This is a genomic window from Martinezella paranaensis, from assembly GCF_014200235.1.
Lineage (GTDB): Bacteria > Pseudomonadota > Alphaproteobacteria > Rhizobiales > Rhizobiaceae > Rhizobium > Rhizobium paranaense.
On the sequence record NZ_JACHBI010000002.1, the window covers coordinates 197,514 to 222,381 of the forward strand.

The following is a 24,868-nucleotide window of genomic DNA, read 5'->3' on the forward strand; positions in this document are numbered from 1 at the left end:
TCAATCAGGGCTCGTCTTCCCCTCCCGGCATGCCCACAGAGAAGGCGCAGATGCGCGAGAGATAGGTTTGCGGCAGGCCCGTTTCCGCGGCCCAGGCATTGAACCGATCCTGGATCAGCTTGAAATCTTTCTTGGTCGGCTTCGTCTCCGAGATCAGCAGGCCAGAAAGGCGCAGGCAAACGAGCACGTCATGGCTCATGACGAAACTGTCGCGTCCGATGGCGCGCAGGAAATATTGGCCGCTCATGCCGCCGAGGCGGTTGGCGCGCTTGTCGAGAACGGCGAGCAGGCCGATATGATCCTCCACCGGCCAATCGGCGAAGAAGCGCCCGGCGCTGCCATGTTCCTCGGCAAGTTGGCGAATGAAATGCGCATTGGCCCGCACGGACATGATCTTGGCGCCGTTGCGCACGACGCGCGTGTCCGAGGTCAGATCATGCCAGTAATCGTCGGGCGCGAAATTAAGGAACACCGGATCGAAACCGGAGAAAGCCGCTTCGAAACCCGGCCATTTGGAATCGATGACATTGCGCACGAAGCCGGCATAGAAGACATAGCGCGTCATTTCCGACAGCAACCTGTCGTCTGGCATGGCGCGCAAGGCATCATGATCGGGCGCTTTCGGCATCAGCGCTTTCAGCGCTTCCGCCCCGCCTTTGCGCTTTTCCGCCCGTTCCAGAATTTCCGCGAAGCTGCCCACCTGCCCCTCCTCTCTGACGAAGACTCAAGTCTTTTACGATCTCGTGCCTCCGCGCAAGGTAACGCGCGCTGGACATCCGCTGCAATTTTACTTGTACCTTCGCCCACCCTGGCGTTAACGTGAGCGCGTGGGTCGGAGCTGGAATGATGAGTAATAGACATTGGAATTTCCCGGTGATGGTCATCTGCACGCGAACAGGGAAAATCTATACCGTTGGCACCACGAAAGAGGCATTGGACATGCTCTTGAATGCATGGCCCGTTGCCGAAGGCAAGGCGTTCATGATGGCCTTGCAGATATGCACGGATGTTGAAAGCGGGATCAGGCAACCGCTGGAAGCGCGCAACAGTTTCGTCGCCGCCGCCAAGGAAGCAGGCGTACCGATCGAAACCACAATGGCCGAATAAACCGCCGCATCACCTGATTCTCCTCTCGCGCCGTGGCTTTGTGCCTCTGTCCGCAACAATGCTTGGAACGAAACCGCCGCTATCCCGTTTTGAAATGCCAAAACGAGGAGCGCGATGTTTCAAACCGCCTGGAGAAAGCCTGTCGTCGTACGCCTGCCGAAAAATATCCGCATCATCCGGACAGCGGCCGAGGCTACGGACTGCCTGACCGTGGATTGGCCGATACGCCACGGAAACGCCTATGAGGCCGCGTTGCGCGCCTGCATCGATTGCTTTGAAGGATATACCACCGCGAACGAAACCCGCATGGCTTTCGTCGCCGCCTGCCGCGAGGCGCATGCCCTGATAAGCGCATGACGCCGGGCAAACACATTTTCATGGCGCGGAGTATTAGGCCGGATCTTTTGCTAAGAAAAACTGGAGTTTGACGGTCGTTAATTCAAAATTAAAAGCAAACGAATAAAAGCGGTCTTGGGTCGCGAGAAGTCTGCTGAAAAACGCGATTCGCCCATGAGTAAAAGACGCATCTGGGCGAACGGGGGTAGCAGGCAAGACGTCAGCGTCCAATGGCGTAGGGATCAGGGCCGTGCATGGCTCTGGAAGCATGATGCCCTTCCAACGCGCCGGCTCGTCCGAGCCATGTTCCGTGTAACTTCATTCTCTTCCGACAGGACGCCCGAATTGTCGACGCCGGTATTGGTGTCCGATTAAGCGGGTAACGCTGCCAGCAAACGCGCGTCCAACGACGCCGTAAAGGGACTTTGCTGGTCTTCTCGCGCGGCCGACGGCAGAGGGGTGATATTCGCATTCAGCTAACACTAGGGGCGCGTCCATGACTTCAGTTATTTCTTCTCTGAGCATCACTCAGATCAAAGCTCTTTCCACCACAACGATTAAGCAGCTCACCACCGACGACGTGGCAGCACTGAGCACCACGCAGATCAAGGCGCTGAGCTCAACGCAACTCTCCGCTTTTGAAACGCAGGACATCTCCACCTTCACCTCCACGCAGATTGGCGCCGTATCGACGAGCGCCATTCTTGGTTTGAACCTGGACCAACTGGCTGTTCTCTCCACGACCCAGCTCGGGGGCCTCTCGACCGAACAGGTCGCCGCGCTCACCACAGCCGACGTTGCCGGCCTCTCCACCGATCAGGCCAAGGCTCTCTCCACCAGCCAGGTGGCCGCTCTGACCTCGAAGCAGGTTGCAGTCCTCTCCACTGACGATGTTGCCGCCCTCTCCACCGACCAGATCGGTGTTCTGAAGACCGCGCAGGTCGCAGCCATGAAGTCGGCCCAGATCGCAGCTCTCTCCACCGACCAGGCCGCTGCACTGTCCTCGACGCAGATTGGCGCCCTGACGGCAACAGAAGTTGGCGCTCTCTCCACGGCCGACATCGCAACCTTCTCGACCGACGAAATCGCAGCGATCAGCACCGCGGCTTTGTCCGGCCTGACCTCTGATAAGGTCGCAGCGCTCTCTACTGATCAGGTTGCGGCTCTGAAGACCAGCCAGATCGCTAAGTTGAGCACTGCCCAGATCGGCGCACTCTCGACCGATCAGGCCAAGGTTCTGACCACCGATCAAGTGGCCGCTCTGACATCGACCCAGATCGCAGCTCTTTCTACAGACGACGTTGCCGCTCTGACCACCGCTCAGATCGGTGTTCTGAAGACCGCGCAGGTCGCAGCCATGAAGTCGGCCCAGATCGCAGCTCTCTCCACCGACCAGGCTGCTGCACTGTCCTCGACGCAGATTGGCGCCCTGACGGCAACGGAAGTCGGCGCACTGTCCACCGCTGACATCGCAACCTTCTCGACTGACGAAATTGCAGCGATCAGCACCGCGGCTCTGTCGGGCCTGACCTCTGACAAGGTAGCTGCCCTCTCCACCGATCAGGTGGCTGCTCTGAAGACCAGCCAGATCGCCAAGCTCAGCACCGCTCAGATCGGCGCTCTCTCGACCGACCAGGCCAAGGTTCTGACCACCGACCAGGTGGCCGCTCTGTCCGGAACCCAGATCGCCGCTCTTTCTACTGACGACGTTGCTGCCCTCACCACCGCTCAAATCGGTGTATTGAAGACGGCGCAGGTCGCAGCTCTGAAGTCCAGCCAGATCGCAGCTCTCTCCACTGACCAGGCGGCTGCACTGTCCTCGACGCAGATTGGTGCCCTGACGGCTTCCGAAGTCGGCGCTCTCTCCACGGCTGATATCGCCACCTTCTCGACCGACGAGATCGCTGCGATCAGCACTGCGGCTTTGTCCGGCCTGACCTCTGACAAGGTTGCTGCCCTCTCGACCGATCAGGTTGCGGCTCTGAAGACCAGCCAGATTGCCAAGCTGAGCACCGCTCAGATCGGCGCACTCTCGACCGACCAAGCCAAGGTTCTGACCACTGATCAGGTGGCCGCCCTGACCTCGACCCAGATTGCCGCTCTTTCTACTGACGATGTTGCTGCCCTCACCACCGATCAGATCGGTGTGCTGAAGACGGCTCAGGTCGCGGCTCTGAAGTCCAGCCAGATCGCAGCCCTCTCTACCGACCAGGCTGCTGCACTGTCCTCGACCCAGATCGGCGCCCTGACGGCAACCGAAGTTGGTGCTCTGTCCACCGCTGACATCGCCACCTTCTCGACTGACGAGATTGCAGCGATCAGCACTGCAGCTCTGTCGGGTCTGACCTCTGACAAGGTTGCAGCGCTCTCGACCGATCAGGTGGCCGCTCTGAAGACCAGCCAAATCGCCAAGCTCAGCACCGCTCAGGTCGGCGCACTCTCGACCGATCAGGCCAAGGTTCTGACCACCGACCAGGTGGCCGCTCTGTCCGGAACCCAGATCGCAGCACTCTCCACCGACGACGTTGCCGTCCTCTCCACCGATCAGATCGGTGTGCTGAAGACCGGCCAGGTCGCAGCCCTGAGCTCCGCACAGATTGCAGCCCTCTCCACTGACCAGGCTGCCGCTCTCACGAGCACGCAAATCGGTGCCCTGTCGGCAACGGAAGTTGGCGCACTCTCCACCGCTGACCTTGCGACCTTCTCCACCGATGAGATCGCAGCGATCAGCACCGCGGCTCTGTCCGGACTGACCTCTGACAAGGTTGCTGCCCTCTCGACCGATCAGGTGGCCGCTCTCAAGACCAGCCAGATCGCGAAGCTCAGCACCACCCAGATCGGCGCACTCTCGACCGACCAAGCCAAGGTTCTGACCACTGATCAGGTTGCCGCTCTGTCCTCGACCCAGATCTCAGCCCTCTCCACTGACGACGTTGCCGCTCTCACCACCGCTCAGATCGGTGTTCTGAAGACAGCTCAGGTCGCCGCCCTGAAGTCGGCCCAGATCGCAGCCCTCTCCACCGATCAGGCCGCTGCTCTGACGAGCACGCAAATTGGTGCCCTGTCGGCAACCGAAGTTGGCGCTCTCTCCACCGCTGACATCGCAACCTTCTCGACCGACGAGATCGCAGCCATCAGCACCGCGGCTCTGTCTGGTCTGACCTCCGATAAGGTAGCAGCGCTCTCCACCGATCAGGTTGCGGCTCTGAAGACCAGCCAGATTGCCAAGCTGAGCACCGCTCAGATCGGCGCACTCTCGACCGACCAAGCCAAGGTTCTGACCACTGATCAGGTGGCCGCCCTGACCTCGACCCAGATTGCCGCTCTTTCTACTGACGATGTTGCTGCCCTCACCACCGATCAGATCGGTGTGCTGAAGACGGCTCAGGTCGCGGCTCTGAAGTCCAGCCAGATCGCAGCCCTCTCTACCGACCAGGCTGCTGCACTGTCCTCGACCCAGATCGGCGCTCTGACGGCAACCGAAGTTGGTGCTCTGTCCACCGCTGACATCGCCACCTTCTCGACTGACGAGATTGCAGCGATCAGCACTGCAGCTCTGTCGGGTCTGACCTCTGACAAGGTTGCAGCGCTCTCGACCGATCAGGTGGCCGCTCTGAAGACCAGCCAAATCGCCAAGCTCAGCACCGCTCAGGTCGGCGCACTCTCGACCGATCAGGCCAAGGTTCTGACCACCGACCAGGTGGCCGCTCTGTCCGGAACCCAGATCGCAGCACTCTCCACTGACGATGTTGCCGCTCTGACCACCGCTCAAATCGGTGTCCTGAAGACGGCTCAGGTCGCCGCCCTGAAGTCGGCCCAGATCGCAGCCCTTTCCACTGACCAGGCTGCTGCTCTGACCTCGACCCAGATCGGCGCTCTGACGGCTACGGAAGTTGGCGCCCTCTCCACCGCTGATATCGCCACCTTCTCGACTGACGAGATCGCGGCGATCAGCACCGCGGCTCTGTCGGGCCTGACCTCTGACAAGGTTGCTGCCCTCTCGACTGATCAGGTGGCCGCTCTGACCACCAGCCAGGTCGCGAAGCTCAGCACCAGCCAGATCGGCGCACTTTCCACCGACCAGGCCAAGGTTCTGACCACCAACCAGGTCAGTGCTTTGACAAGCTCGCAGATCGCAGCACTCTCCACTGACGATGTTGCCGCTCTGACCACCGCTCAAATCGGTGTCCTGAAGACGGCTCAGGTCGCCGCCCTGAAGTCGGCCCAGATCGCAGCCCTTTCCACTGACCAGGCTGCTGCTCTGACCTCGACCCAGATCGGCGCTCTGACGGCTACGGAAGTTGGCGCCCTCTCCACCGCTGATATCGCCACCTTCTCGACTGACGAGATCGCGGCGATCAGCACCGCGGCTCTGTCGGGCCTGACCTCTGACAAGGTTGCTGCCCTCTCGACTGATCAGGTGGCCGCTCTGACCACCAGCCAGGTCGCGAAGCTCAGCACCAGCCAGATCGGCGCACTTTCCACCGACCAGGCCAAGGTTCTGACCACCAACCAGGTCAGTGCTTTGACAAGCTCGCAGATCGGTGCACTCTCCACCGACGACGTTGCCGTCCTCTCCACCGATCAGATCGGTGTGCTGAAGACCGGCCAGGTCGCAGCCCTGAGCTCCGCACAGATTGCAGCCCTCTCCACTGACCAGGCTGCCGCTCTCACGAGCACGCAAATCGGTGCCCTGTCGGCAACGGAAGTTGGCGCACTCTCCACCGCTGACCTTGCGACCTTCTCCACCGATGAGATCGCAGCGATCAGCACCGCGGCTCTGTCCGGACTGACCTCTGACAAGGTTGCAGCGCTCTCGACCGATCAGGTGGCCGCTCTCAAGACCAGCCAGATCGCGAAGCTCAGCACCACCCAGATCGGCGCACTCTCGACCGACCAAGCCAAGGTTCTGACCACTGATCAGGTTGCCGCTCTGTCCTCGACCCAGATCTCAGCCCTCTCCACTGACGACGTTGCCGCTCTCACCACCGCTCAGATCGGTGTTCTGAAGACAGCTCAGGTCGCCGCCCTGAAGTCGGCCCAGATCGCAGCCCTCTCCACCGACCAGGCTGCTGCTCTGTCCTCGACCCAGATCGGTGCCCTGACGGCAACCGAAGTTGGTGCTCTGTCCACCGCTGACATCGCGACCTTCTCGACTGACGAGATCGCAGCGATCAGCACCGCGGCTCTGTCGGGCCTGACCTCCGACAAGGTTGCTGCCCTCTCGACCGATCAGGTGGCCGCTCTGACCACCAGTCAGGTCGCGAAGCTCAGCACCACTCAGATCGGCGCTCTCTCGACCGACCAGGCCAAGGTTCTGACCACCGACCAGGTCAGTGCTTTGACAAGCTCGCAGATCGGTGCACTCTCGACTGACGATGTTGCCGCCCTCACTACCGCTCAGATCGGTGTACTGAAGACCGGTCAAGTCTCAGCCCTGAGCTCCGCACAGGTTGCAGCCCTCTCCACCGACCAGGCTGCCGCTCTGACTTCGACGCAGATCGGCGCTCTGACGGCAACGGAAGTTGGTGCTCTGTCCACCGCTGATATCGCAACCTTCTCGACCGACGAGATCGCGGCGATCAGCACTTCGGCTCTGTCCGGACTGACCTCCGATAAGGTTGCTGCTCTCTCCACCGATCAGGTTGCTGCTCTGAAGACCAGCCAGATCGCTAAGCTGAGCACCACCCAGATCGGCGCTCTCTCCACCGACCAGGCCAAGGTCCTGACCACCGACCAGGTCGGCGCGCTGACAAGCTCGCAGATCGGCGCGCTCTCCACCGACGACGTTGCCGCCCTCTCCACCGATCAGATCGGTGTGCTGAAGACCGGCCAAGTCTCGGCCCTGAGCTCCGCACAGGTTGCCGCCCTCTCCACCGATCAGGTCGCCGCTCTCACGAGCACGCAGATCGGCGCGATGACGGCCTCCGAAGTCGGCGCCCTCTCCACCGCTGACATCGCAACCTTCTCGACTGACGAGATCGCGGCGATCAGCACGGCGGGTCTGGCTGGACTGTCCACGGATGACATCGCGTCGCTCTCCAGCGCCCAGCTTTACGCTTTCACCACCACACAGGTGCAGGCACTGGATCAAGGACAGGTCTCAGCGGTCATCTCGGCCTACGCGGCCTACAACTAAGATCCAACGGATTGCGGCGCGGTTTCATACGCGCCGCAATAGACCTCAGCGTCGCGCGAGAGATTGCGCGGCGCTTTCTTCGTGAGATGTGAATCGGAATCGTTGCGATTTGCTCGTCATGCCTCTCGGCAGGCTACGGAGGGCCCACTTCGCCGTGTGTCATGGGCGGAGGACGTCCCGCTCCCTGCCACAGCTCCCACTGAAAACAACCAGTCCGACGCAAGCTAGCTGCGCTAGAAGGGATGACGCTTTCGCTCGTCAGTTCACACCCTCGGCCGCAAGGCCGTCTTGTCGCAGGATGTCCATGACCGTCAATATTGCCTCTGTCTCGCCCCAGGTCTCGCCGCTCGTCAGCGCGTCGGAGAGGGCGCGGAACCAGCAATTGCCGCTTGGCGAACTGTTCCAACTCGCCGAAGTTTTGAACGGCATCGGAAAGCACGCGCAGGCAGTTGAGCTTTACAAGACGTGGATCGCCTTCAACGACACCAATCCCCTGCTGCATCTTGCTTATTTCAACTATGCGGTTGCCGCCAACCAAAGTGGTGATACTGCGGGTGCGATCCACGCGCTGCGAGCCTGTCTGAAGCTGTCTCCGCAATTCGGGCCGGCGCACATCAACCTTGGCCGTCTGCTGGAAGACAGCGGCCTGCACGGCCGGGCTGTCGAGCAATGGCGAGATTTCGCAAAAGCGACCGCCGAGATCACGGCTGAAAAGATTGGCTATCGCCTGATGGCCCTCCAGCACATCGGCCGCGTTCTCGAAAGCGTCGGTTCGCTCGAAGAGGCGGAAGCGGCTTTATGGCAGGCGATCGAGCTGCAGCCCACCAAGACCGAGGCAGGACAGCATTGGACGTCGTTGCGGCAGCACCAATGTAAGTGGCCGACTTTGGTCACGTCCGAACACGTTTCGGCCCGGAACCTGTTGGACGCGATGTCGCCCTTGATTCTCGGCTGCTACACCGACGATCCCCTATTTCAGCTCGCCAAGGCCTATCGCTATCACAAATCTCTGATCGGGCGGCCCGATCTCCGTGATTTCCCACGCCAGGCCCCAAAGCAGAAATCGGGGACTGGAGAGCGCTTGCGCGTCGGCTATGTCTCATCAGATCTGCGCGATCACGCGGTCGGCTTTGCGCTTAGGGAAGTTCTGGAGCTGCATGACAAGAGCAGCGTCGAGGTCTTCGCCTATTATTGCGGCGAGCCCCGATCCAACGACGCAACACAAACGCGGATCAAGAACGCGGTGGATTGCTGGCGGGAAATCTCTACGCTCAGCGATATCGACGCGGCAAAGCAAATCCGCGCTGACGAGATCGACATTCTCGTCGACGTCAACGGATACACCAAACATGCACGCGCGAAGATCTTCGCCTACCGCCCGGCGCCGGTCATCGTCAATTTCTGCGGCTATCCCGGCACGACTGCCAGCCCGTTCCATCAATACATCATCGCGGACGAGCACATCATCCCGCCGGAGAACGAAATCTACTATACGGAAAAGGTGCTGCGGATTGCCTGCAACCAGCCCATCGACCGCAAACGGCTGATCGCCGCGCGGCCGACCCGCGCGGAAGCCGGCCTGCCGGAGGACGCCTTCGTCTACGCCTGCCTCAACGGCATGCAGAAGATCACCGCCAACTGCTTTGCCCGCTGGATGCAGATCCTTTCCGCGACACCCGACAGCGTGCTGTGGCTGCTGGCTGAGGCACCGGACGTCAACCAGCGCCTGCGCCAGATGGCCGAGCAAAACGGCGTGGCGCCCGAGCGTCTTATTTTCGCGTCCAAGGCCGCCAATCCAAACCATCTCGCGCGAATGGCGCTGGCCGATCTCTTCCTGGACACCTTCCCCTATGGGGCGCATTCCACCGCGGCTGACGCCATCACCGTCGGGCTGCCGGTCTTGACCATGCCCGGAAAAAGCTTCGCCTCGCGCTTCTGCAGCAGCATCGTTGCGGCTGCCGGCGTTCCCGAGCTGATCTGCAGCGGACCGGATGATTATGTCAGCCGCGCTATCGCGTTCGCGCATGACCGCGAGAGCCTCACGGCGATCCGGGATTCCTTGCAGCGCCAGCGCGAGACCAGCGCGTTGCGCGATATTCCAGGCCTTGCGCGGCGTCTCGAGCATCTGTTCTGGCAGATGCAGGGCGAGATCGAGCGCGGAGAAACGCCCGCGCCCGACCTGCGCAATCTTGATGTGTACTACGAGGTTGGCGCCGAGATCGTTCTGGAGAATATCGAATTCGAGGACGATCAAGACTACCGGCGCCGCTATCTCCAGAAACTGGCCCAATGGAACGATTACGCACCGCTTGCGAGCGACAGCCGTTTGTTGACTGAGCCGGCATCACTTTAAAGTTGGATTGCGGCAACGGCTGCGAGCGAAGAGGACACTATGAATCCTGTAATACTTGTGACATTCGCCGGGCGGCAAAAGCGAATGGAGATTTTGACCAAGTACATCCGCAAGGCAATCAATGACGGCATCATTGATGAATGGCACATATGGGATTTCACGCGTTCCTCTGAAGATAGCGACTGGGTTACGCGCGAATTCGGCCCGGCGCGATACATGGGGTCCGAAGCGCCCTATCAGGTAAAGGGAGCGGTCACGTCGCGTTCCTCTTTCCGCACCAATGCGAAAATAGACCACGATCTTCATATCGCCATTCTTCCGAATGGTGAGGACGAAACCTGTTACGAAATTGTCGTCGGTGGCTGGGTCAATACCCACTCGGTTCTTCGCAGCATCAACCGCAGCGACCTCAATAATTTCGCAAGCAGGGCTGAAGCCACGACGATTTGGAGCAAATCGACTCCCGGCGTTCTCTCACCAAGCCTGCCGAACCAGGTCGTCCTCAGCATCGACTCGGCCGGCGCTCCCGTACTTCAGGTGAACGGCGTGACGATCGGCAAATGGCCCGAGCTGAACTTGGGTTCCGGCGCATCGGTCATGGTCCGCGGGGGATGGGGCGCCGATTTGGAACTTTGCGATGTAAACGCCCCCGTGCGGCGTTATGTCGGCAATCCCAATGAAAAACTGCCCTATTGGCAGGCTTATGACTACTACGCGAAACGGCTGGAGCGGTTTTCCAGCGCGGTATTCCTGAAGTGCGACGACGACATCGTCTATCTGGACATCGAAAAACTCAATGAATTCATCGAGTTCAGAAGAGCCAATCCGAATTACTTCGTCGTCTCCGCAAATGTCGTGAACAACGGCGTGTGCGCCTATTGGCAACAACAAGGCGGCGCATTGCCCGATGACCTCGGCCATTTCGAGCGCCCCCCTGGCGGGTTCGGCGGGAGCCTGTGGCAGAGCGCCGAGCGCGCAACCCAGCTTCACGACTACTTCCTGGAAAAGGACGACAAGTACCTGCCTTTACCGAATAAGGTCATCGAATGGACGGAGCGCCAATCGATCAACTTCATATCCTGGCTCGGCAAAGACCTGCTGCATATGGCTCTTCCGAAAGGCGATGACGAATACGCCCTGACGGTCGACCTGCCGACCTTCCTCGATCGGCCCACCGCGATCTACGCGGACTTTACCGTCAGCCACCTCAGCTTCGGGCCGCAAGAGCATGGGCTGGATGTCGACCGTTTGATCAATGCCTATGATGCATTGAGCTCTTCACGCCTTTGACCTGCCCGAGGCTGTAGGCTCGGACACCACTCGACCGATACAGGTGCGCGTTCATTGGACTCGCGCCTGTACGGCGTTCCCTTACACCAGCCGTGCCGATCCTAGCGAATATTCATAACCGCAAAGACGAACGACCCGGCGGTAACGCATACTGCGAGTGTCACGTAGTAATCCATGATGCATCCCCCTTGCCGCACCAACGCGGCAAGGAGTCATAATCTTCACAAAAAGGACGCAAGAATGAACTCGTTGCGCACTTTTTCTGTCGCCTGGACTCACGGCGTTATCGTGAAGTGTTTTGCGGCTAGCGGAGCCTGAAGCTATTCCAATTCGAATCTCTTGCCTTGGCAAGGATAAGCCGGCCCTCTCGCACGGCGGCAAACAGAGCAAAAATTGCTGCGATTGTTATTAGATCCCAATGCATCGCTGGTCTCGTAATTCCTGGTAAAAGCGGCCGAGCATCGGCAACCGTCGCGGCAGGGCCTCTCACAGCATCAAGGCGACATTGCGTTCGCGGACGGCACTATTGCGGCATTGCAGCATGAAATTAACCGGCAAACATGAAGCCCATTGCCTGCCGCCAGCGCCAATAGCGCCGCGCACGCCGCATCGTCCTTGCCCAAAAGCGAGCTGACAGGCGTATGCCCTCTCGGATAGCTTGTCTTTCCGCGCCTATCATTGTTGACTTCTGCACAGTCATTACGCGCAGGACGGAGGAGAAGATGGGTACATCGCTTGTCGAACGTTTGGCAGACTGCGTCGGGCAAATCGAGGAGTTCTCGCAGCGCATCTCTCGCATTCAGGCCGGGGAAATTCAGCATCAAGCCAAATTCGGTGACGGCCCTTGGGAGGACATCACGGCCATAGTCCTCACTCACTATGAGGACATGCTGGAGAACTACAAATATTTCGCCGAGGATTTGAGACGACGCATTGATAATGGTGAAAGCTGAGTCGGCCTGATTTCTTCGCTATCAAATATCTCAGTAAGTGTGGCTCGCTTACGCTGTTGCGATCGCAACAAGTCTTTTGGGCCACCGCAGAAACAAAAAGTTACCCAAACTGGCCGAACAGAGGTTTTTGAATCCGCTTTCGCCTTTGATATAGAATTCGCATATTCTAATATAAGAGTTCTGTCATATTTCCTCCCCCCGCTGAAACTCAAGTAGGCGGGGGCTTTTTTGAGATGTCATTCCAGCTTAGTTTCGAGCGGAGGCTGAATAAATAAAGGCTGCGAAGTCGTCCGGCTTCCGGTCGCCGAGGTGAACTCACGCTACGTCACGCTATCTGTCACGCGACATCCCGCTCCCGCTTCTGTAATCAGTTCCGAAAATTCGGTTTGAGGAGCGAGATGATGTCGACTTCGATTCTGACTGCCATGACGGTATGCGCTGGTATAACCACGGTAGCGCTTATGGTGCTGCAGCTTCTTCATTGACTTCTGAGACGTTGGCGCCGCCGACGTCGCGACTTATCGGCGAATACTCGCACTCGATTTTCACGCAATTCCGGATAAAATCGTCATAATTTCAGGCGAAGCGGCCTCTTGCGCGCGGCTCATTCGACCTTCGCGTCTCATTGCAGCGATCGAATAGTTCTCGCACAGAGGGGACTTGATGCGAGCATGGATTGCAATCTGCGGAGCGACTTTGATCTTGGTGCCGGCTTATTGCGAGGCGGCCAATACACCCTGCAGCGGCCGCAAAGGCGGCATCGATCACTGCCAGGGATCAACTTTCATCTGCAATGACGGATCTGTCAGCGCGAGCAAGAAATCGTGCGAGTCTTACATGGGCGGCGCATCCCTTCTCGGATCAGCGCCCGCGGACATGGAACCAACGACTTCAACAGATTGCTCCTGCCGAGGTGGATCGTATTGCGTCGGGCCACGCGGCGGCCATTACTGCCTTACCGATGACGGCCGAAAGAGCTATCTTAGCAAATGATTGCTTGCCGAATGGAGGGTGCGATGGATTTGCATGAACGTCGGAAGAGCTACGAGCAGAAAATTGCCGAGCATCAGGAACAACTTCAGTCGATGGAAGAAAAGGACATCCGTCATTTTCGCCAGGAGGGCAATGGCCCTCTTGCCGAGATAACCGAGGAGATCAAGGCGGAATACCACCGACATATCGAAACCTATGCCGCCCTGATTGCCCAGATCGATGCGATTTTGGGCGTTTGAAGGCGGTGTCCGCGAACTGAATTGGCATGGAAGCCGAACCTATCAGCTATCTTTCAACACTGATCGGCAAGCCTGCTGATTTGCTTGGGGGGACTGATGGTAGCGGAGGAGGGATTTGAACCCCCGACACAAGGATTATGATTCCTCTGCTCTGACCTACTGAGCTACTCCGCCACTACAGCACATAGTCGGTTAGACTAAGTGCAAGGGCCAAACGAAACCGCCGCTCGAGGAGCGTTGGCTCGTCGGTTGAGCGGCTTATAAGGTGCGGTTCGGCTTTGTGTCAAGCGGATGATTTGGAAAAATCAATGCTTTCCCCTACCCCGGCGCGCTGCCGCCTTCAGGCGGCGACGGGGCTGGCCAGCAATGCTTTCAACGAGGCTTCCGCCGTCGGTTCGCGCTCGGAGCGTTCGATGAAGCCACCGCCATAGACGCGGGCGTCGTCACCGGGGGCGGAATAGAGCGCGCAGGCCTGGCCCGGGGCAACGCCGGCTTCGCCGATCGTCAGGTCGACATAAATGCCGGTCGCATCGGCATGCAGCACGGCGGGTGCCGGGGCGCGGGTCGAGCGGACCTTGGCGTAGCAGGCAAACCCTTCGCCGGAAGCCGCCTGACTCAGCGGCTCGTCGCCGAGCCAGTTGACGTCACGGAGATAGACACGGTGCGTCTCCAGCGCTTCTTTCGGGCCGACGATGACGCGGCGCGAGCGGGCGTCGAGATAGACGACATAAAGAGGCTCGCCGGTCGCGATGCCGATGCCGCGGCGCTGACCGATCGTATAATGCAGGATACCCTCGTGTTGGCCGAGCACGCGGCCATCGAGATGGACGATCTCGCCGGCAAGTGCCGCATTCGGCTTCAGCTTGGCGATCACGTCGGAATATTTGCCCTGCGGCACGAAACAAATGTCCTGGCTGTCGGCCTTCTTGGCGACGACGAGGCCCATTTCCTCGGCAAGCGCACGCGTTTCCGCCTTCGGCATGCCGCCGAGCGGAAAGCGCAGATAGTCGATCTGCTCCTGCGTGGTGGCAAAGAGGAAATAGCTCTGGTCGCGATCGGCATCGGCCGGGCGATAGAGCGCACGGCGGCCCGGATGGTCGGCGGACGAGTTCGGGCGCGAGCGGATATAATGGCCGGTCGCCAGCGCATCGGCGCCGAGTTCCTTGGCGGTTGCCAGGAGATCGGCGAACTTGACGGTCTGGTTGCAGGCAACGCAGGGGATCGGCGTCTCGCCGGCAACATAGCTTTCAGCGAAGGGATTGATCACTGTCTCGCGGAAACGCTTTTCGTAATCGAGCACGTAATGCGGAATGCCAAGCGTCTCGCAGACGCGGCGGGCATCATCGATATCCTGGCCGGCGCAGCAGGAGCCGGCGCGGTGCACGGCAGCGCCGTGATCGTAGAGCTGCAGCGTGATGCCGAGCACATCATAGCCCTGGCGCTTCAGAATGCCGGCGACAACAGAACTATCGACGCCGCCAGACATGGCGACGACGACGCGCGTATCTTCCGGCCTCTTGTCAAAATCCAGTGTGTTCACGGTCTTGCCGCCAATCTCAGTCGATCTTCGGTGCTGTCTTCTGTCCACCGGTTGCCATGCAAAAGCGGCGGATTTTTATCGTCTGCGGGCATACGGCAATTTGGCCGCCTAGCCTTGATGGATCAGGGATATAGAAAGGATTGCTGCCCGGCGCAAGGGGCGGCGAATCACCGACATTGCGACAGCCGCTCGCCATCGGATGAGATCGCCAATCAACCTCTGGCTTTTAGCTGCCGGATAAGATTGAAACCGCGCCGAAGCGCCGTCACCGCGGCCCCGACGGCGACGACCCAGAGCGCGATGGTCAGCACCCAGGAGCTGCCGCTCCACAGCACTTCCATAACAGACAGCAGGGCAGCCGCGGTGATCGTCGCCATACGATGCTGTTTGGCCATCGGGCCTCCGAAATCGCTGGGATTGCCAGTGGCGCGGCCGAGCTCGCGGACATAGGCGGTGAGAACGGCAAAGGCAGCGGCGGCCCAGCCGAGGCCCGGTGCGGCGATACCATAGCCGACGCCGGCAAAGATCAGGATATCGGCGACGCGATCGGGGAATTCATTCCAGAACGGCCCATCCGCCTCGCCCTTGCCGCCCTCGACCGCGACCATGCCGTCCAGCAGATTGCAGAGCAGGCGAAGTTGGCAGAAGAGGGCCGCAAGGATCAGCCATATGGCGCGCGACCCGCCGCCGCCCTGCCCCGACAGCCAGAAGGCCCCGCCAGCCAGCGCCGCCATGACCATGCTCGCCTGCGATATCTGGTTCGGCGTCACCGAGAGCCTCGTCATACGCCGCGCCAGCGCCTGCGCCCAGCGTGTGTTGCGGCTCGCCAAGGGCCGCCTGTCGCCCGTTCCCTCGCCCATGAACCTAACGCCTCCCGCTGGAAATCGAATAATTGTAGATCGCCGCATAGCTGGTCGAAACCAGCAGCGGCACCGCGATCGTCTTCAATATTTCCGGCGTGCCGCTGAGCGCATGGATCGTCACCAATATGCCGGTAGAGCCGAGACAGGCGATCAATGGCGGCGCCCAGAGAACCGTGAAGCCGCTGAACCGTCTCGACAGGGCTTCCACCACCGACTTCAGAAACAGCGTCAGGCAGCCGGAAAGAATGCCCTGGACGAGACCTGCGATCACCGGCTGCGGCATCGGATGCAGGCGGTTGGCAAAGACGGCCCATCCGCCCATGGCGAGAAAGGCGAAAAGCACATGCACGATGCTGCTGCCGGCAAGCGCCTTCACCCGCGCCGTCATGACAGCGACCACCAAAAGCGGACGAGATGAAAGAAGATCGGCGCGGAGAAGACGACTGAATCCAGCCGGTCGATCAGCCCGCCATGACCTTCGATCAGATGTCCCCAGTCCTTGACGCCACGATCCCTCTTGATCGCCGACATCACCAGCCCGCCGAAAAAGCCCATGAGGGTGATCACGAAGGCAAGCAGGCCGGCCTCAAACGGCGTAAACGGCGTGATCCACCAAAGCGCCGCCCCGATCAGCGTCGCGCTGGCGACGCCGCCGAGAAAGCCTTCGACCGTTTTGGATGGCGATAGTCTCGGCGCGATCTTGTGGCGGCCGAACAGCTTGCCCCAGACATATTGCAGGACATCGCTGAGCTGCACGACGATGACGAGGAAGGCGATCAAGAGGACGTTGCGACCCTCATAGCCGGGTATCTGCAGGGTCAACAATGCCGGCACATGCGAGGCGCAGAAGACACAGATCATCAGCGCCCATTGCACCTCGGCGATGCGCATCAGGAAGCGTTCCGTATCGCCGCGCAAGACCGCGATGATCGGCATGAACAGAAAGGCATAGACCGGGATGAAGATGGAAAAGATGCCGTATTGCCTGGCCCAGAGCAGATAATATTGCACTGGCAGGACAACAAAAAAGGCGGTTGCCAGTGCCCAATGGTCGGCGCGCCGGGTGTTGGTCAGCGTGATGAATTCGCGCAGCGCTGCAAAGGAGCAAAAGCCGAAAAGCAGGAGAACGCCGACACGACCGATCAGAAAGGCGATGCCGATCAGGATCACCATCGCCCACCAGGCCTTGATGCGGGCATTCAGGTTTTCGATCGCCGCGTTGGAGCCATCCGGCGACAGGCGGTGCTGCAGCACATAGCCGATGACGGATGCGACGATCAGTACGCCGAAGATACCGAGGACGAGATGGATCAGATCGGCGCTCGCCGCACTCATTCGCCATTCCCCGCTTGTTTTGGCCCCGCTTGATTGGGAGAGAGGGCCAGCAGCGCCGATTGCGCCCGTGCCAGAAAATCCGCCTTCTCTTCGTCTGCGCCAATGCGCAGCGCGTCACCGAAGGTCACTGTACAGATCAGCGGAATGGGCACGAACTCGCCCTTGGGCATGACACGGTTGAGATTGTTGATCCAGACGGGAACGAGATCGATATCGGGGCGAATCTTCGCCAGATGAAACAACCCGCTCTTGAAAGGCTGCAGGGGTACGTCGGTCAGGTTCCGCGTGCCCTCGGGAAATAGGATCAGCGAGGAGCCGGCATCGATGGCGGCCGCCATCTGCTCGATCGGGTCTTCCGTCCGCGCTTCGCGGTCCCGTTCGATGAGCACGGCGTTGAAGACGTCACGGCCGATGAAGCTGTTCAGCTTCGATTTCAGCCAATAGTCGGCGCCGGCGACCGGGCGGGTTCGCCGGCGAAGCCGCGGCGGCAGCACCGCCCAGATGAGGATGAAATCACCATGGCTGGAGTGATTGGCGAAATAAACGCAACGGCCGGCGGGCACGCCGCTTTCCGACCAGATCGCTCTCACGGCGGTAATGGCGCGCGCAAACAGCACGATCGCGACCGCAGCCGGTTTCGCGAGCCAAGCCGTCGCCGCCCTGCCCTTGATGCTGTCGAAACTATTCCGTTGTGACGCCCCCATGACAAAGAGATAGGCGCGTTCCGCGGGAGCCGATAGCCTCCTGCGTGAACTTATCCACAACCCGTTTGCAATCACGAAAAACCCGGTGCAACTCGCGTTGCGCCGGGCCTTCTTGTCGCTCTTGGGAGGAGCTTAACTTAGTCGACGTTGAACACCAGCGGCTTTGCCTGGCGGATCGCCTGGTGAGCGGTCAGCTTGCCCAAAACCTCATCGTTGATCGCGCCATCGACGTAAAGCAGCGCAATGGCATCGCCGCCCTGCTTGTCACGGCCGAGCTGGAAGTTGGCGATGTTGACATTGGCCGCGCCGAGCGTCGTGCCGATGAAGCCGATCATGCCGGGAACGTCGGTATTGGCGATATAAACCATGTGGTTGCCGACATCGGCGTCAAGGTTGATGCCCTTGATCTGGATGAAGCGCGGCTTGCCGTCGGAGAAGACGGTGCCGGCGACGGAGCGCGTCATGCTGTCGGTGGTGACCGTCAGCTTGATGTAGCCATCATAGACCCCGGTCTTGTCGCGCTTGACTTCGGCGAGCACGATACCCTTTTCCTTGATCATGATCGGCGCCGAAACCATGTTGACGTCAGCAACCTGATTGCGGATCAGGCCGGCCAGCAGCGCACTCGTCAAAGCCTTCGTGTTCATGCCGGCGGTCACGCCATCGTAGAGGATTTCGATTTCCTTGATCGGATCTTCAGTGACCTGGCCGACGAAGGCGCCGAGAACATCGGCGAGCTTGATGAACGGCTTCAGGATCGGCGCTTCCTCAGCGGTGATCGAGGGCATGTTGATGGCGTTGGAAACCGCGCCCTTGACGAGGTAATCCGACATCTGCTCGGCGACCTGCAGAGCGACATTCTCCTGCGCTTCCGTGGTCGATGCGCCGAGATGCGGTGTGCAGACGACATTCGGCAGGCCGAAGAGCGGGCTTTCCTTGGCGGGCTCGACTTCGAACACGTCGAAGGCGGCGCCGGCGACATGGCCGGACTTGATGGCGGCGGCAAGGGCCGCCTCATCCACCAGACCGCCGCGCGCGCAGTTAATGATGCGCACGCCTGGCTTCGTCTTGGCGAGCGCGTCGGCGTCAATGATGTTGCGCGTCTTGTCCGTCAGCGGCACATGCAGCGTGATGAAATCGGCGCGAGCAAAGAGTTCGTCGAGCTCGACCTTGACGACGCCCATTTCCTCGGCGCGTTCCTTGGAAAGGAACGGGTCATAGGCAACGACGTGCATCTTCAGACCGATGGCGCGGGCAATGACGATGGAGCCGATATTGCCGGCACCGATGACGCCGAGCGTCTTGCCGGTGATTTCGACACCCATGAACTTCGACTTTTCCCACTTGCCGGCCTGGGTCGAGGCATCGGCAGACGGAAGCTGGCGAGCAACGGCAAACATCAGCGCGATAGCATGTTCCGCAGTCGTGATCGAATTGCCGAAGGGCGTGTTCATGACGATGATACCGCGGCGCGAAGCAGCCGGGATATCGACATTGTCGACGCCGATACCGGCGCGGCCGACGACCTTGAGGTTCTTCGCCGCTTCGATGATCTTCTCGGTCACCTTGGTGGCGGAACGGATGGCGAGACCATCATAATTGCCGATGATTTCGAGCAGCTTTTCCTTGTCCTTGCCGAGCTGCGGCTGGAAATCGACTTCAACGCCGCGATCGCGAAAGATCTGGACGGCGGTTTCCGACAGTTCGTCGGATACGAGAACGCGAGGTGCCATGGAGGCCTCCTGGGAAATGGGTCAACGATGACAAGCAATTCCAGGAAAATGCGAAGCGGTTTTCCGTTGGGAACTGCGTGAAAATAACGAGAATTGCGAATGCTGGCTCCGCCCTCTCGGCGGAGCCCGTGGACGCTATGATCTCAGGCAGCAGCCTGGGAGAGCGTCGCCTTCTGCGTTTCGAAAGCCCAGGAGAGCCAGGGCATCAGCTTCTGCATGTCGGCAGCTTCGATCGTCGCACCGGCCCAGATGCGCAGACCCGACGGCGCGTCGCGGTAGTGGCCGACGTCATAGGCGACGCCTTCCTTTTCAAGCAGCGCGACCAGACCCTTGGCGAAATTCGCCTGACCGTCCTCATCGAGAGCGGCAATGTCCTTGTCGACGATCTTCAGGCAGACGGAAGTGTTGGATTCCGTCTCAGCCTTGACTGCGAGATTGGCAATCCAGTCGTTGGCAGCAACGAAGTCATGGATGACCTTGGCGTTGGCATCGGCACGGCCGATCAGCGCCTTGAGACCGCCGAGGTCCTTGGCCCAAAGAAGAGCATCGATATAGTCCTCGACGCAGAGCATCGACGGCGTATTGATGGTCTCGCCGGTGAAGATGCCTTCAATCAGCTTGCCGCCGCTGGTCATGCGGAAGATCTTCGGCAGCGGCCAGGCCGGCTGATAGGTCGTCAGGCGCTCGACGGCGCGCGGCGACAGGATGATGACGCCGTGTGCGCCCTCGCCGCCCAAAACCTTCTGCCAGGAGAAGGTGACGACATCGAGCTTGGCAAAATCAAGGTTCTGAGCGAAAGCGGCCGAGGTGGCGTCGCAGATCGTCAGGCCCTTGCGGTCGGCCGGGATGAAATCGGCATTCGGAACGCGGACACCGGAGGTCGTGCCGTTCCAGGTGAAGACCACGTCGCGGTCGAAATCGACGGCGGAAAGGTCGGGCAGCTCGCCATAGGCGGCTTCAAGCTTGCGGACGTCCTTGAGCTTGAGCTGCTTGACGACGTCGGTGACCCAGCCGGCCCCGAAGCTTTCCCAGGCGAGCATGTCGACGCCGCGCTCTCCGAGCAGCGACCACAGCGCCATTTCGACGGCGCCGGTATCGGAAGCCGGAACGATGCCGATGCGGTAATCCGCCGGCACTTCCAGAATTTCGCGAGTAAGATCGATGGCCTGCTTCAGCTTGGCCTTGCCGACTTTCGCACGATGCGAACGGCCAAAAGGCGCGTCGGAAAGCGCATCGAGCGTCCAACCGGGGCGCTTCGAGCAGGGGCCAGAAGAGAAATGGGTATTGTTCGGACGGATGTCCGGCTTGGCGAGCTTAGTCATGATGCTATCCTCTCAGATAGAAAGCTCCTCGTTGGGGAGGAGTGTCCCGCCGCCGGATATATTGGAAGCAGCCCGCCAGCGCAATAGATAAAATAAGCGGGTCGACAAGGCTTCACGAATTCGTGCAGCAATAGCGCCGGTGGATAAGCTTCGCGCAGCATAATCACGTTAAGTTAGCCACACAAAAGCTGGCATCTTTGCAGACACCCACCATATGTAATGGCGTTGAATGGATCTGCGCCGACAGATGAAGAACAAATGTCTTTAATGTATCAAGCCATATTGTCCGAGAGTCCCCGCACGCCCGTGCAGCCGCTGCCCGTTTACCTCATCAATATTGATCGGGCGACGGACAGATTGGCGGAAATTAACCGGCAGAGCAATCAATTCGGCATCAAGATCGAGCGCGTCGAGGGTGTCGACGGCGCTCTTTTGCCGCGGAATCAATGGATCGACGTCGATCACGATCGCTTCCAGCGCCGGCATGGCAGGGTCATCCTGCCCGGCGAATATGGTTGCTATCGCAGCCATCTGATGGCGTTGCGCCAATTTCTTGCCGATGGCGGCGAATCGGCCGTCATCATCGAAGACGACATTGCGCTGGACGGTGATTTTCTCGCCCGCGCCATGGCTGCGAAGGAAGCAGCTCCCAGCGCCGACGTCATCAAGCTCGTCAACCATCGCTGGGGCGGTTTCCTGGCCGCGACCCGCACCCGTACGGGAGATGTGATCGGCCGCTGCCTTTTCGGCCCACAAGGCTCGACCGCTTGCTACCTCGTAACACGCAGCGGCGCGGAAAAGATTGTCAAGGCGCTCGCGGTCATGTCCCTGCCCTGGGATGTCGCCGTCGAACGCGGTTGGGATATGCACACATCCATCTTCACCACGCGTGCCAACATTGTCGGTTTCAGTCCGCTGCAGCGGACCACGATGATCGGCTGGCGCCGCGACTATCGTGCCGCGAAATCCACGGCATGGCGCCGCATTCCAGCGCACCTCTTCCGCACCTTGGATTTCTTCCGCCGCATCGCCTACGTGCTGACGACGCCGTAGGGAGCGATCCTACCAGGTGGTGATTCGCAAACCGATACGGATCTCGTGTCGCGACAAAGCTCCGTCACGACCCATCGTGCCGCTGGCGCCGGCCGCCGAATCCGCGGCCGAATAGCCGAACATGTCACCCCCGGCGATATGTGAGAAGCGATAGCCGAGATCCAGCTTCACATTCGGCGCCACCTCATAGGCGACGCCGGCCATCAAGGCATAGGTCATGCGCCAGTCGCTTTCGCCGGGATAGCGCGTACTGACCGAAGCAGCACCACCGCAGCCAGAGACGCCGTCGACGCAGGAGCCGATGGCATTGACGTTGCTCCAGGAGACCCTTGTAGCCCCCAGGCCGGCGCCGACATAGGGCGTGAAGCCGGCGAGCGTGCCGAGATCGACATAGCCGTTCACGATCAGGCTGCCGGCTTTGAAAGAGGAGCGCGCTTTGCTGGAGCAGCCCGTACCGGTCACGCCACCGGCGCAGGGCGAAGCGCTTGAAATCCGGCCATCGAAATCGCCGCTGAAATAGTCGCCGGTGACATCGGCACGCAACAGATCATTGAACTGATAGCCGACGCCGAGACCGCCCGAAAAATCGCCGCTGAAGCGATCGGAATTAAAGCGGCTGGAGCTGTAATCGCCGCTGGTGGAATCATACGTGCGGAAGGTCGTGTCGTCGTGGCTGGCATTGACGGCATAGCCGAGATCGCCGCGCACGTACCAGCCCCGGGCATCCTTGACGCTGACTTCGGGCATCTTGATTTCCGGCGGCAGATCACTCGCAAAGGCAGTGCCCGCAACCGCGCCCGCCATTATCGCGGCCAGCGCCAAAGCGTCGAAACGGATCATCACCCCTCGCCTTCCAACCTCGGGCCGGCGCTTGGCTTTCAAGCCGACCTGCCCCTGTCGTCCCCGCCATTCTGGCTCTCCCAAAGGAGAGACCGGACGGAGCCGCAGCCATTCTCATTTCATTAACCATAGGGAATTTATGGTTAATGAAGGTTTAAAACGCGGCTGAATTGCTTAACGGCGACAGAAAAAAAGCCGCCCGGACGAACCGGACGGCTTTTCAAGGGCTTGGACTTGGGAGGCTTACTTATAGACCGGCTGCTGGACCGGGATATCAGCCGGCGGCATGTAGCTGGCCGTCTGGCAGCCGCCGAAAGTATAGCGGGCGCCGATGCGGGCTTCATGCAGGTTGAGGCCCTTGTCGTAGCCGGGACCGCCGTTTTCCGCATAGCCGAACATATCGCCGCCTTCGACGTGGCGGTAGCGATAGCCGACATCGGCCTTGAGATTGCACGAGAGATCGATCGAAGTACCAGCCATCAGCGCGTAGGTGAAGCGCCAGCTACCGCGGCCTTTATGCGTAACGGTGTCGTCGCAGGAGCTCGAATCGGCGTCGGAGCAAGACGTATTCTTCAGGTTGCTCCATTTAACGTAAGTGCCGCCGAGACCACCGCCCACATAGGGGGTGAAGATGCCGTAGGTGCCGATATCGACATAGGCGTTGGCAAGCAAGCTATAGGCCGTCAGCGACGCTATGTCTCGGGAGGTCGCAGGCACGGCAGTGAAACCGGGGCCGCAGGCGCCGCAATCGCCGCTCGTCGAACCCTTGAAATCGGACTTGAAGAGATAATCCAGGGTCACGTCCGTGCGCAGGTAGTTGTTGATCTGGTAACCGACACCGCCGCCGAGCGTCACATTGTCATCGAGCGAGGCGCTATCGAAATCGACAAGGCTGGAGTTGGAGCCCTGGAAGTAGTTGGCGCCGCGCAGATTGGTGAAGGTGTAACCGATATCGCCGCGCAGATACCAGCCGCTCGACTGGCTGACGGCCACTTCCGGCGCCGGCTGAGCCGGCTCCGGCGTATAGAGATCGGCTGAAAAAGCGGATGTGCCGAAAAACAGAGCGGCAGCGGCTCCCATCAAAGTTCTCATCATGGCTTTGGCTCCAAATTTATTGGCATTGGCACGACAAACGCCCGCCAATCAAAAGACATGATAAGGATAATGAATGATAAGGGTTAAAACCTAATTAACTACGAATATTTACCCTGTTTACTTGCTCGATATACTTTGCGCAATACATTAGTAATTCATAAAATTAAATTTGAGAGAGCGGATTGTCTTGGCCGATAGGCTTTTACAGCAGGGGCGGTCAGGCTCATAAGGCCAAGCTGTTTCCGGCTTCTAAACCAATTGGCAATAATCGGGCCGTTACCATGAGCAAAGCCGGGGCGTAAAACATGGAGGAAGTCTTTGACTTACTTTCACAATCTGTACGCTGGTCTATGCCTCGCACTTATCTTTCTGGCGACGGCCTCCTACGCTGGACCAATGCGGATACAGCCCGTCGCGGCTACGAGTTGGAACAAGGGGCTGGAAACGGGGCTGCCGATTCCTCGCTACGTGTCGCTGAAGGCTTATAAAGCCCGCATGCGCGTAGGACCCTCAACGATCTATCCGACAAAATGGATCTATATGAAACCCGGCCTGCCGCTGGAGATTATCGACGAATACGGCCATTGGCGGCAGGTGCGCGATGACGCCGGCACCACCGGATGGATGCATAGCGCGCTTCTTTCCGGACTGCGCACGGCGGTCGTCGGGCCATGGCTGAAAACAAACGCAATGCTGCGCCGAAGCCCGGACACAACGGCCACACTCATCGCCGAACTGCAGCCCGGCGTCCTGCTGCAGCTGCGCTCCTGCACCGGCACTTGGTGCAGTGTCTCCGTGCAGAAGCATTCCGCAAGCGGCTATATCAGGCAGAGCATGCTCTGGGGTGCTTATCCCGGCGAAATGTTCCGGTGATCCTCTTGACGGGGGCGATACCGGCGACACTCGCAACCACCGCTAAGCGAGACCGACGGCCGCCTCTGTGAGGCGGCCATAAACTCATGCAAATATGCAA

The 24,868-nt window shown here is 59.9% G+C and carries 19 protein-coding genes and 1 tRNA gene; 9 read left to right on the forward strand and 11 right to left on the reverse strand.

All coding sequences use genetic code 11. The annotated features are described in order from the left end of the window. Positions 1 to 4 precede the first annotated feature (4 nt). Positions 5 to 700, reverse strand: a complete 696-nt coding sequence (locus GGD50_RS07015; RefSeq protein ID WP_107109068.1) for a DNA-3-methyladenine glycosylase I — start codon at positions 698 to 700, stop codon at positions 5 to 7. A gap of 146 nt (positions 701 to 846) precedes the next feature. Here GGD50_RS07015 and GGD50_RS07020 point away from each other — a divergent pair, with 146 nt between their 5' ends. From GGD50_RS07020 to GGD50_RS07050, 7 genes are all read left to right on the forward strand, one after another. After that, positions 847 to 1,107 carry a DUF982 domain-containing protein gene (locus GGD50_RS07020; protein WP_107109455.1) on the forward strand — a complete coding sequence of 87 codons (261 nt, stop codon included), beginning with the start codon at positions 847 to 849 and terminating at the stop codon, positions 1,105 to 1,107. A 114-nt stretch (positions 1,108 to 1,221) separates the two neighbouring features. Then, positions 1,222 to 1,464 (forward strand): DUF982 domain-containing protein, encoded by a 243-nt coding sequence (locus GGD50_RS07025; protein WP_107109069.1) that lies wholly within the window; start codon positions 1,222 to 1,224, stop codon positions 1,462 to 1,464. A gap of 475 nt (positions 1,465 to 1,939) precedes the next feature. Further along, the gene (locus GGD50_RS07030; RefSeq protein WP_246451093.1) at positions 1,940 to 7,582 is read left to right on the forward strand and encodes a hypothetical protein; all 5,643 of its coding nucleotides are present in this window, start codon (positions 1,940 to 1,942) and stop codon (positions 7,580 to 7,582) included. A gap of 304 nt (positions 7,583 to 7,886) precedes the next feature. Further along, positions 7,887 to 9,935, forward strand: a complete 2,049-nt coding sequence (locus GGD50_RS07035) for an O-linked N-acetylglucosamine transferase, SPINDLY family protein (protein ID WP_107109072.1) — start codon at positions 7,887 to 7,889, stop codon at positions 9,933 to 9,935. 84 nt (positions 9,936 to 10,019) lie between these two features. Then, complete coding sequence (locus tag GGD50_RS07040; RefSeq protein ID WP_414125461.1) at positions 10,020 to 11,225, forward strand: DUF6250 domain-containing protein; 1,206 nt, start codon at positions 10,020 to 10,022, stop codon at positions 11,223 to 11,225. Between the two features lie 722 nt (positions 11,226 to 11,947). Beyond that, positions 11,948 to 12,178 carry a hypothetical protein gene (locus GGD50_RS07045; RefSeq protein WP_107109074.1) on the forward strand — a complete coding sequence of 77 codons (231 nt, stop codon included), beginning with the start codon at positions 11,948 to 11,950 and terminating at the stop codon, positions 12,176 to 12,178. Between the two features lie 1,016 nt (positions 12,179 to 13,194). Next, positions 13,195 to 13,410 carry a hypothetical protein gene (locus GGD50_RS07050; RefSeq protein WP_107109076.1) on the forward strand — a complete coding sequence of 72 codons (216 nt, stop codon included), beginning with the start codon at positions 13,195 to 13,197 and terminating at the stop codon, positions 13,408 to 13,410. Between the two features lie 97 nt (positions 13,411 to 13,507). Here GGD50_RS07050 and GGD50_RS07055 read toward each other — a convergent pair. From GGD50_RS07055 to GGD50_RS07090, 8 genes are all read right to left on the reverse strand, one after another. Next, positions 13,508 to 13,584: transfer RNA gene (locus GGD50_RS07055), tRNA-Met, on the reverse strand. A 166-nt stretch (positions 13,585 to 13,750) separates the two neighbouring features. Next, the gene (mnmA, locus tag GGD50_RS07060; RefSeq protein ID WP_107109077.1) at positions 13,751 to 14,950 is read right to left on the reverse strand and encodes a tRNA 2-thiouridine(34) synthase MnmA; all 1,200 of its coding nucleotides are present in this window, start codon (positions 14,948 to 14,950) and stop codon (positions 13,751 to 13,753) included. A 212-nt stretch (positions 14,951 to 15,162) separates the two neighbouring features. Continuing rightward, positions 15,163 to 15,810, reverse strand: a complete 648-nt coding sequence (locus GGD50_RS07065) for a CDP-alcohol phosphatidyltransferase family protein (RefSeq protein ID WP_107109078.1) — start codon at positions 15,808 to 15,810, stop codon at positions 15,163 to 15,165. A 4-nt stretch (positions 15,811 to 15,814) separates the two neighbouring features. Next, positions 15,815 to 16,201: a hypothetical protein gene (locus tag GGD50_RS07070; protein ID WP_107109456.1), complete on the reverse strand. Its 387-nt coding sequence runs from the start codon at positions 16,199 to 16,201 to the stop codon at positions 15,815 to 15,817. Beyond that, a complete protein-coding gene (locus GGD50_RS07075) occupies positions 16,198 to 17,148 on the reverse strand; it encodes a phosphatidate cytidylyltransferase (RefSeq protein WP_107109079.1) in 951 nt (316 codons plus the stop codon). The genes GGD50_RS07070 and GGD50_RS07075 overlap by 4 nt, the downstream gene beginning before the upstream one ends. Further along, a complete protein-coding gene (locus GGD50_RS07080; RefSeq protein WP_107109080.1) occupies positions 17,145 to 17,852 on the reverse strand; it encodes a lysophospholipid acyltransferase family protein in 708 nt (235 codons plus the stop codon). The genes GGD50_RS07075 and GGD50_RS07080 overlap by 4 nt, the downstream gene beginning before the upstream one ends. A gap of 137 nt (positions 17,853 to 17,989) precedes the next feature. After that, a complete protein-coding gene (gene serA, locus GGD50_RS07085; RefSeq protein ID WP_107109081.1) occupies positions 17,990 to 19,585 on the reverse strand; it encodes a phosphoglycerate dehydrogenase in 1,596 nt (531 codons plus the stop codon). Positions 19,586 to 19,728: 143 nt separating this feature from the next. Then, entirely contained in the window at positions 19,729 to 20,907 is a 1,179-nt protein-coding gene (locus tag GGD50_RS07090; protein WP_107109082.1) for a phosphoserine transaminase, read from the reverse strand. Positions 20,908 to 21,165: 258 nt separating this feature from the next. Here GGD50_RS07090 and GGD50_RS07095 point away from each other — a divergent pair, with 258 nt between their 5' ends. Continuing rightward, positions 21,166 to 21,960, forward strand: a complete 795-nt coding sequence (locus GGD50_RS07095) for a glycosyltransferase family 25 protein (protein ID WP_246451095.1) — start codon at positions 21,166 to 21,168, stop codon at positions 21,958 to 21,960. A 9-nt stretch (positions 21,961 to 21,969) separates the two neighbouring features. Here GGD50_RS07095 and GGD50_RS07100 read toward each other — a convergent pair whose 3' ends face one another. After that, positions 21,970 to 22,800 (reverse strand): outer membrane protein, encoded by an 831-nt coding sequence (locus GGD50_RS07100; protein ID WP_107109084.1) that lies wholly within the window; start codon positions 22,798 to 22,800, stop codon positions 21,970 to 21,972. 243 nt (positions 22,801 to 23,043) lie between these two features. Continuing rightward, complete coding sequence (locus GGD50_RS07105) at positions 23,044 to 23,895, reverse strand: outer membrane protein (protein ID WP_107109085.1); 852 nt, start codon at positions 23,893 to 23,895, stop codon at positions 23,044 to 23,046. A 495-nt stretch (positions 23,896 to 24,390) separates the two neighbouring features. Here GGD50_RS07105 and GGD50_RS07110 point away from each other — a divergent pair, with 495 nt between their 5' ends. Then, positions 24,391 to 24,768 carry an SH3 domain-containing protein gene (locus tag GGD50_RS07110; RefSeq protein WP_246451096.1) on the forward strand — a complete coding sequence of 126 codons (378 nt, stop codon included), beginning with the start codon at positions 24,391 to 24,393 and terminating at the stop codon, positions 24,766 to 24,768. Positions 24,769 to 24,868 lie beyond the last annotated feature (100 nt).

Coding starts and splice junctions, on each gene's coding strand:
- GGD50_RS07025 (WP_107109069.1), top strand. CDS start 1,222: ATGTTTCAAACCGCCTGGAGAAAGCCTGTCGTCGTACGCCTGCCGAAA.
- GGD50_RS07045 (WP_107109074.1), top strand. CDS start 11,948: ATGGGTACATCGCTTGTCGAACGTTTGGCAGACTGCGTCGGGCAAATC.
- GGD50_RS07105 (WP_107109085.1), bottom strand. CDS start 23,895: ATGATGAGAACTTTGATGGGAGCCGCTGCCGCTCTGTTTTTCGGCACA.
- GGD50_RS07080 (WP_107109080.1), bottom strand. CDS start 17,852: ATGGGGGCGTCACAACGGAATAGTTTCGACAGCATCAAGGGCAGGGCG.
- GGD50_RS07090 (WP_107109082.1), bottom strand. CDS start 20,907: ATGACTAAGCTCGCCAAGCCGGACATCCGTCCGAACAATACCCATTTC.
- GGD50_RS07095 (WP_246451095.1), top strand. CDS start 21,166: ATGTCTTTAATGTATCAAGCCATATTGTCCGAGAGTCCCCGCACGCCC.
- GGD50_RS07110 (WP_246451096.1), top strand. CDS start 24,391: ATGCGCGTAGGACCCTCAACGATCTATCCGACAAAATGGATCTATATG.
- GGD50_RS07075 (WP_107109079.1), bottom strand. CDS start 17,148: ATGAGTGCGGCGAGCGCCGATCTGATCCATCTCGTCCTCGGTATCTTC.
- GGD50_RS07050 (WP_107109076.1), top strand. CDS start 13,195: ATGGATTTGCATGAACGTCGGAAGAGCTACGAGCAGAAAATTGCCGAG.
- serA (WP_107109081.1), bottom strand. CDS start 19,585: ATGGCACCTCGCGTTCTCGTATCCGACGAACTGTCGGAAACCGCCGTC.
- GGD50_RS07035 (WP_107109072.1), top strand. CDS start 7,887: ATGACCGTCAATATTGCCTCTGTCTCGCCCCAGGTCTCGCCGCTCGTC.
- GGD50_RS07030 (WP_246451093.1), top strand. CDS start 1,940: ATGACTTCAGTTATTTCTTCTCTGAGCATCACTCAGATCAAAGCTCTT.
- GGD50_RS07065 (WP_107109078.1), bottom strand. CDS start 15,810: ATGGGCGAGGGAACGGGCGACAGGCGGCCCTTGGCGAGCCGCAACACA.
- GGD50_RS07020 (WP_107109455.1), top strand. CDS start 847: ATGAGTAATAGACATTGGAATTTCCCGGTGATGGTCATCTGCACGCGA.
- GGD50_RS07070 (WP_107109456.1), bottom strand. CDS start 16,201: ATGACGGCGCGGGTGAAGGCGCTTGCCGGCAGCAGCATCGTGCATGTG.
- GGD50_RS07040 (WP_414125461.1), top strand. CDS start 10,020: ATGGAGATTTTGACCAAGTACATCCGCAAGGCAATCAATGACGGCATC.
- GGD50_RS07100 (WP_107109084.1), bottom strand. CDS start 22,800: ATGATCCGTTTCGACGCTTTGGCGCTGGCCGCGATAATGGCGGGCGCG.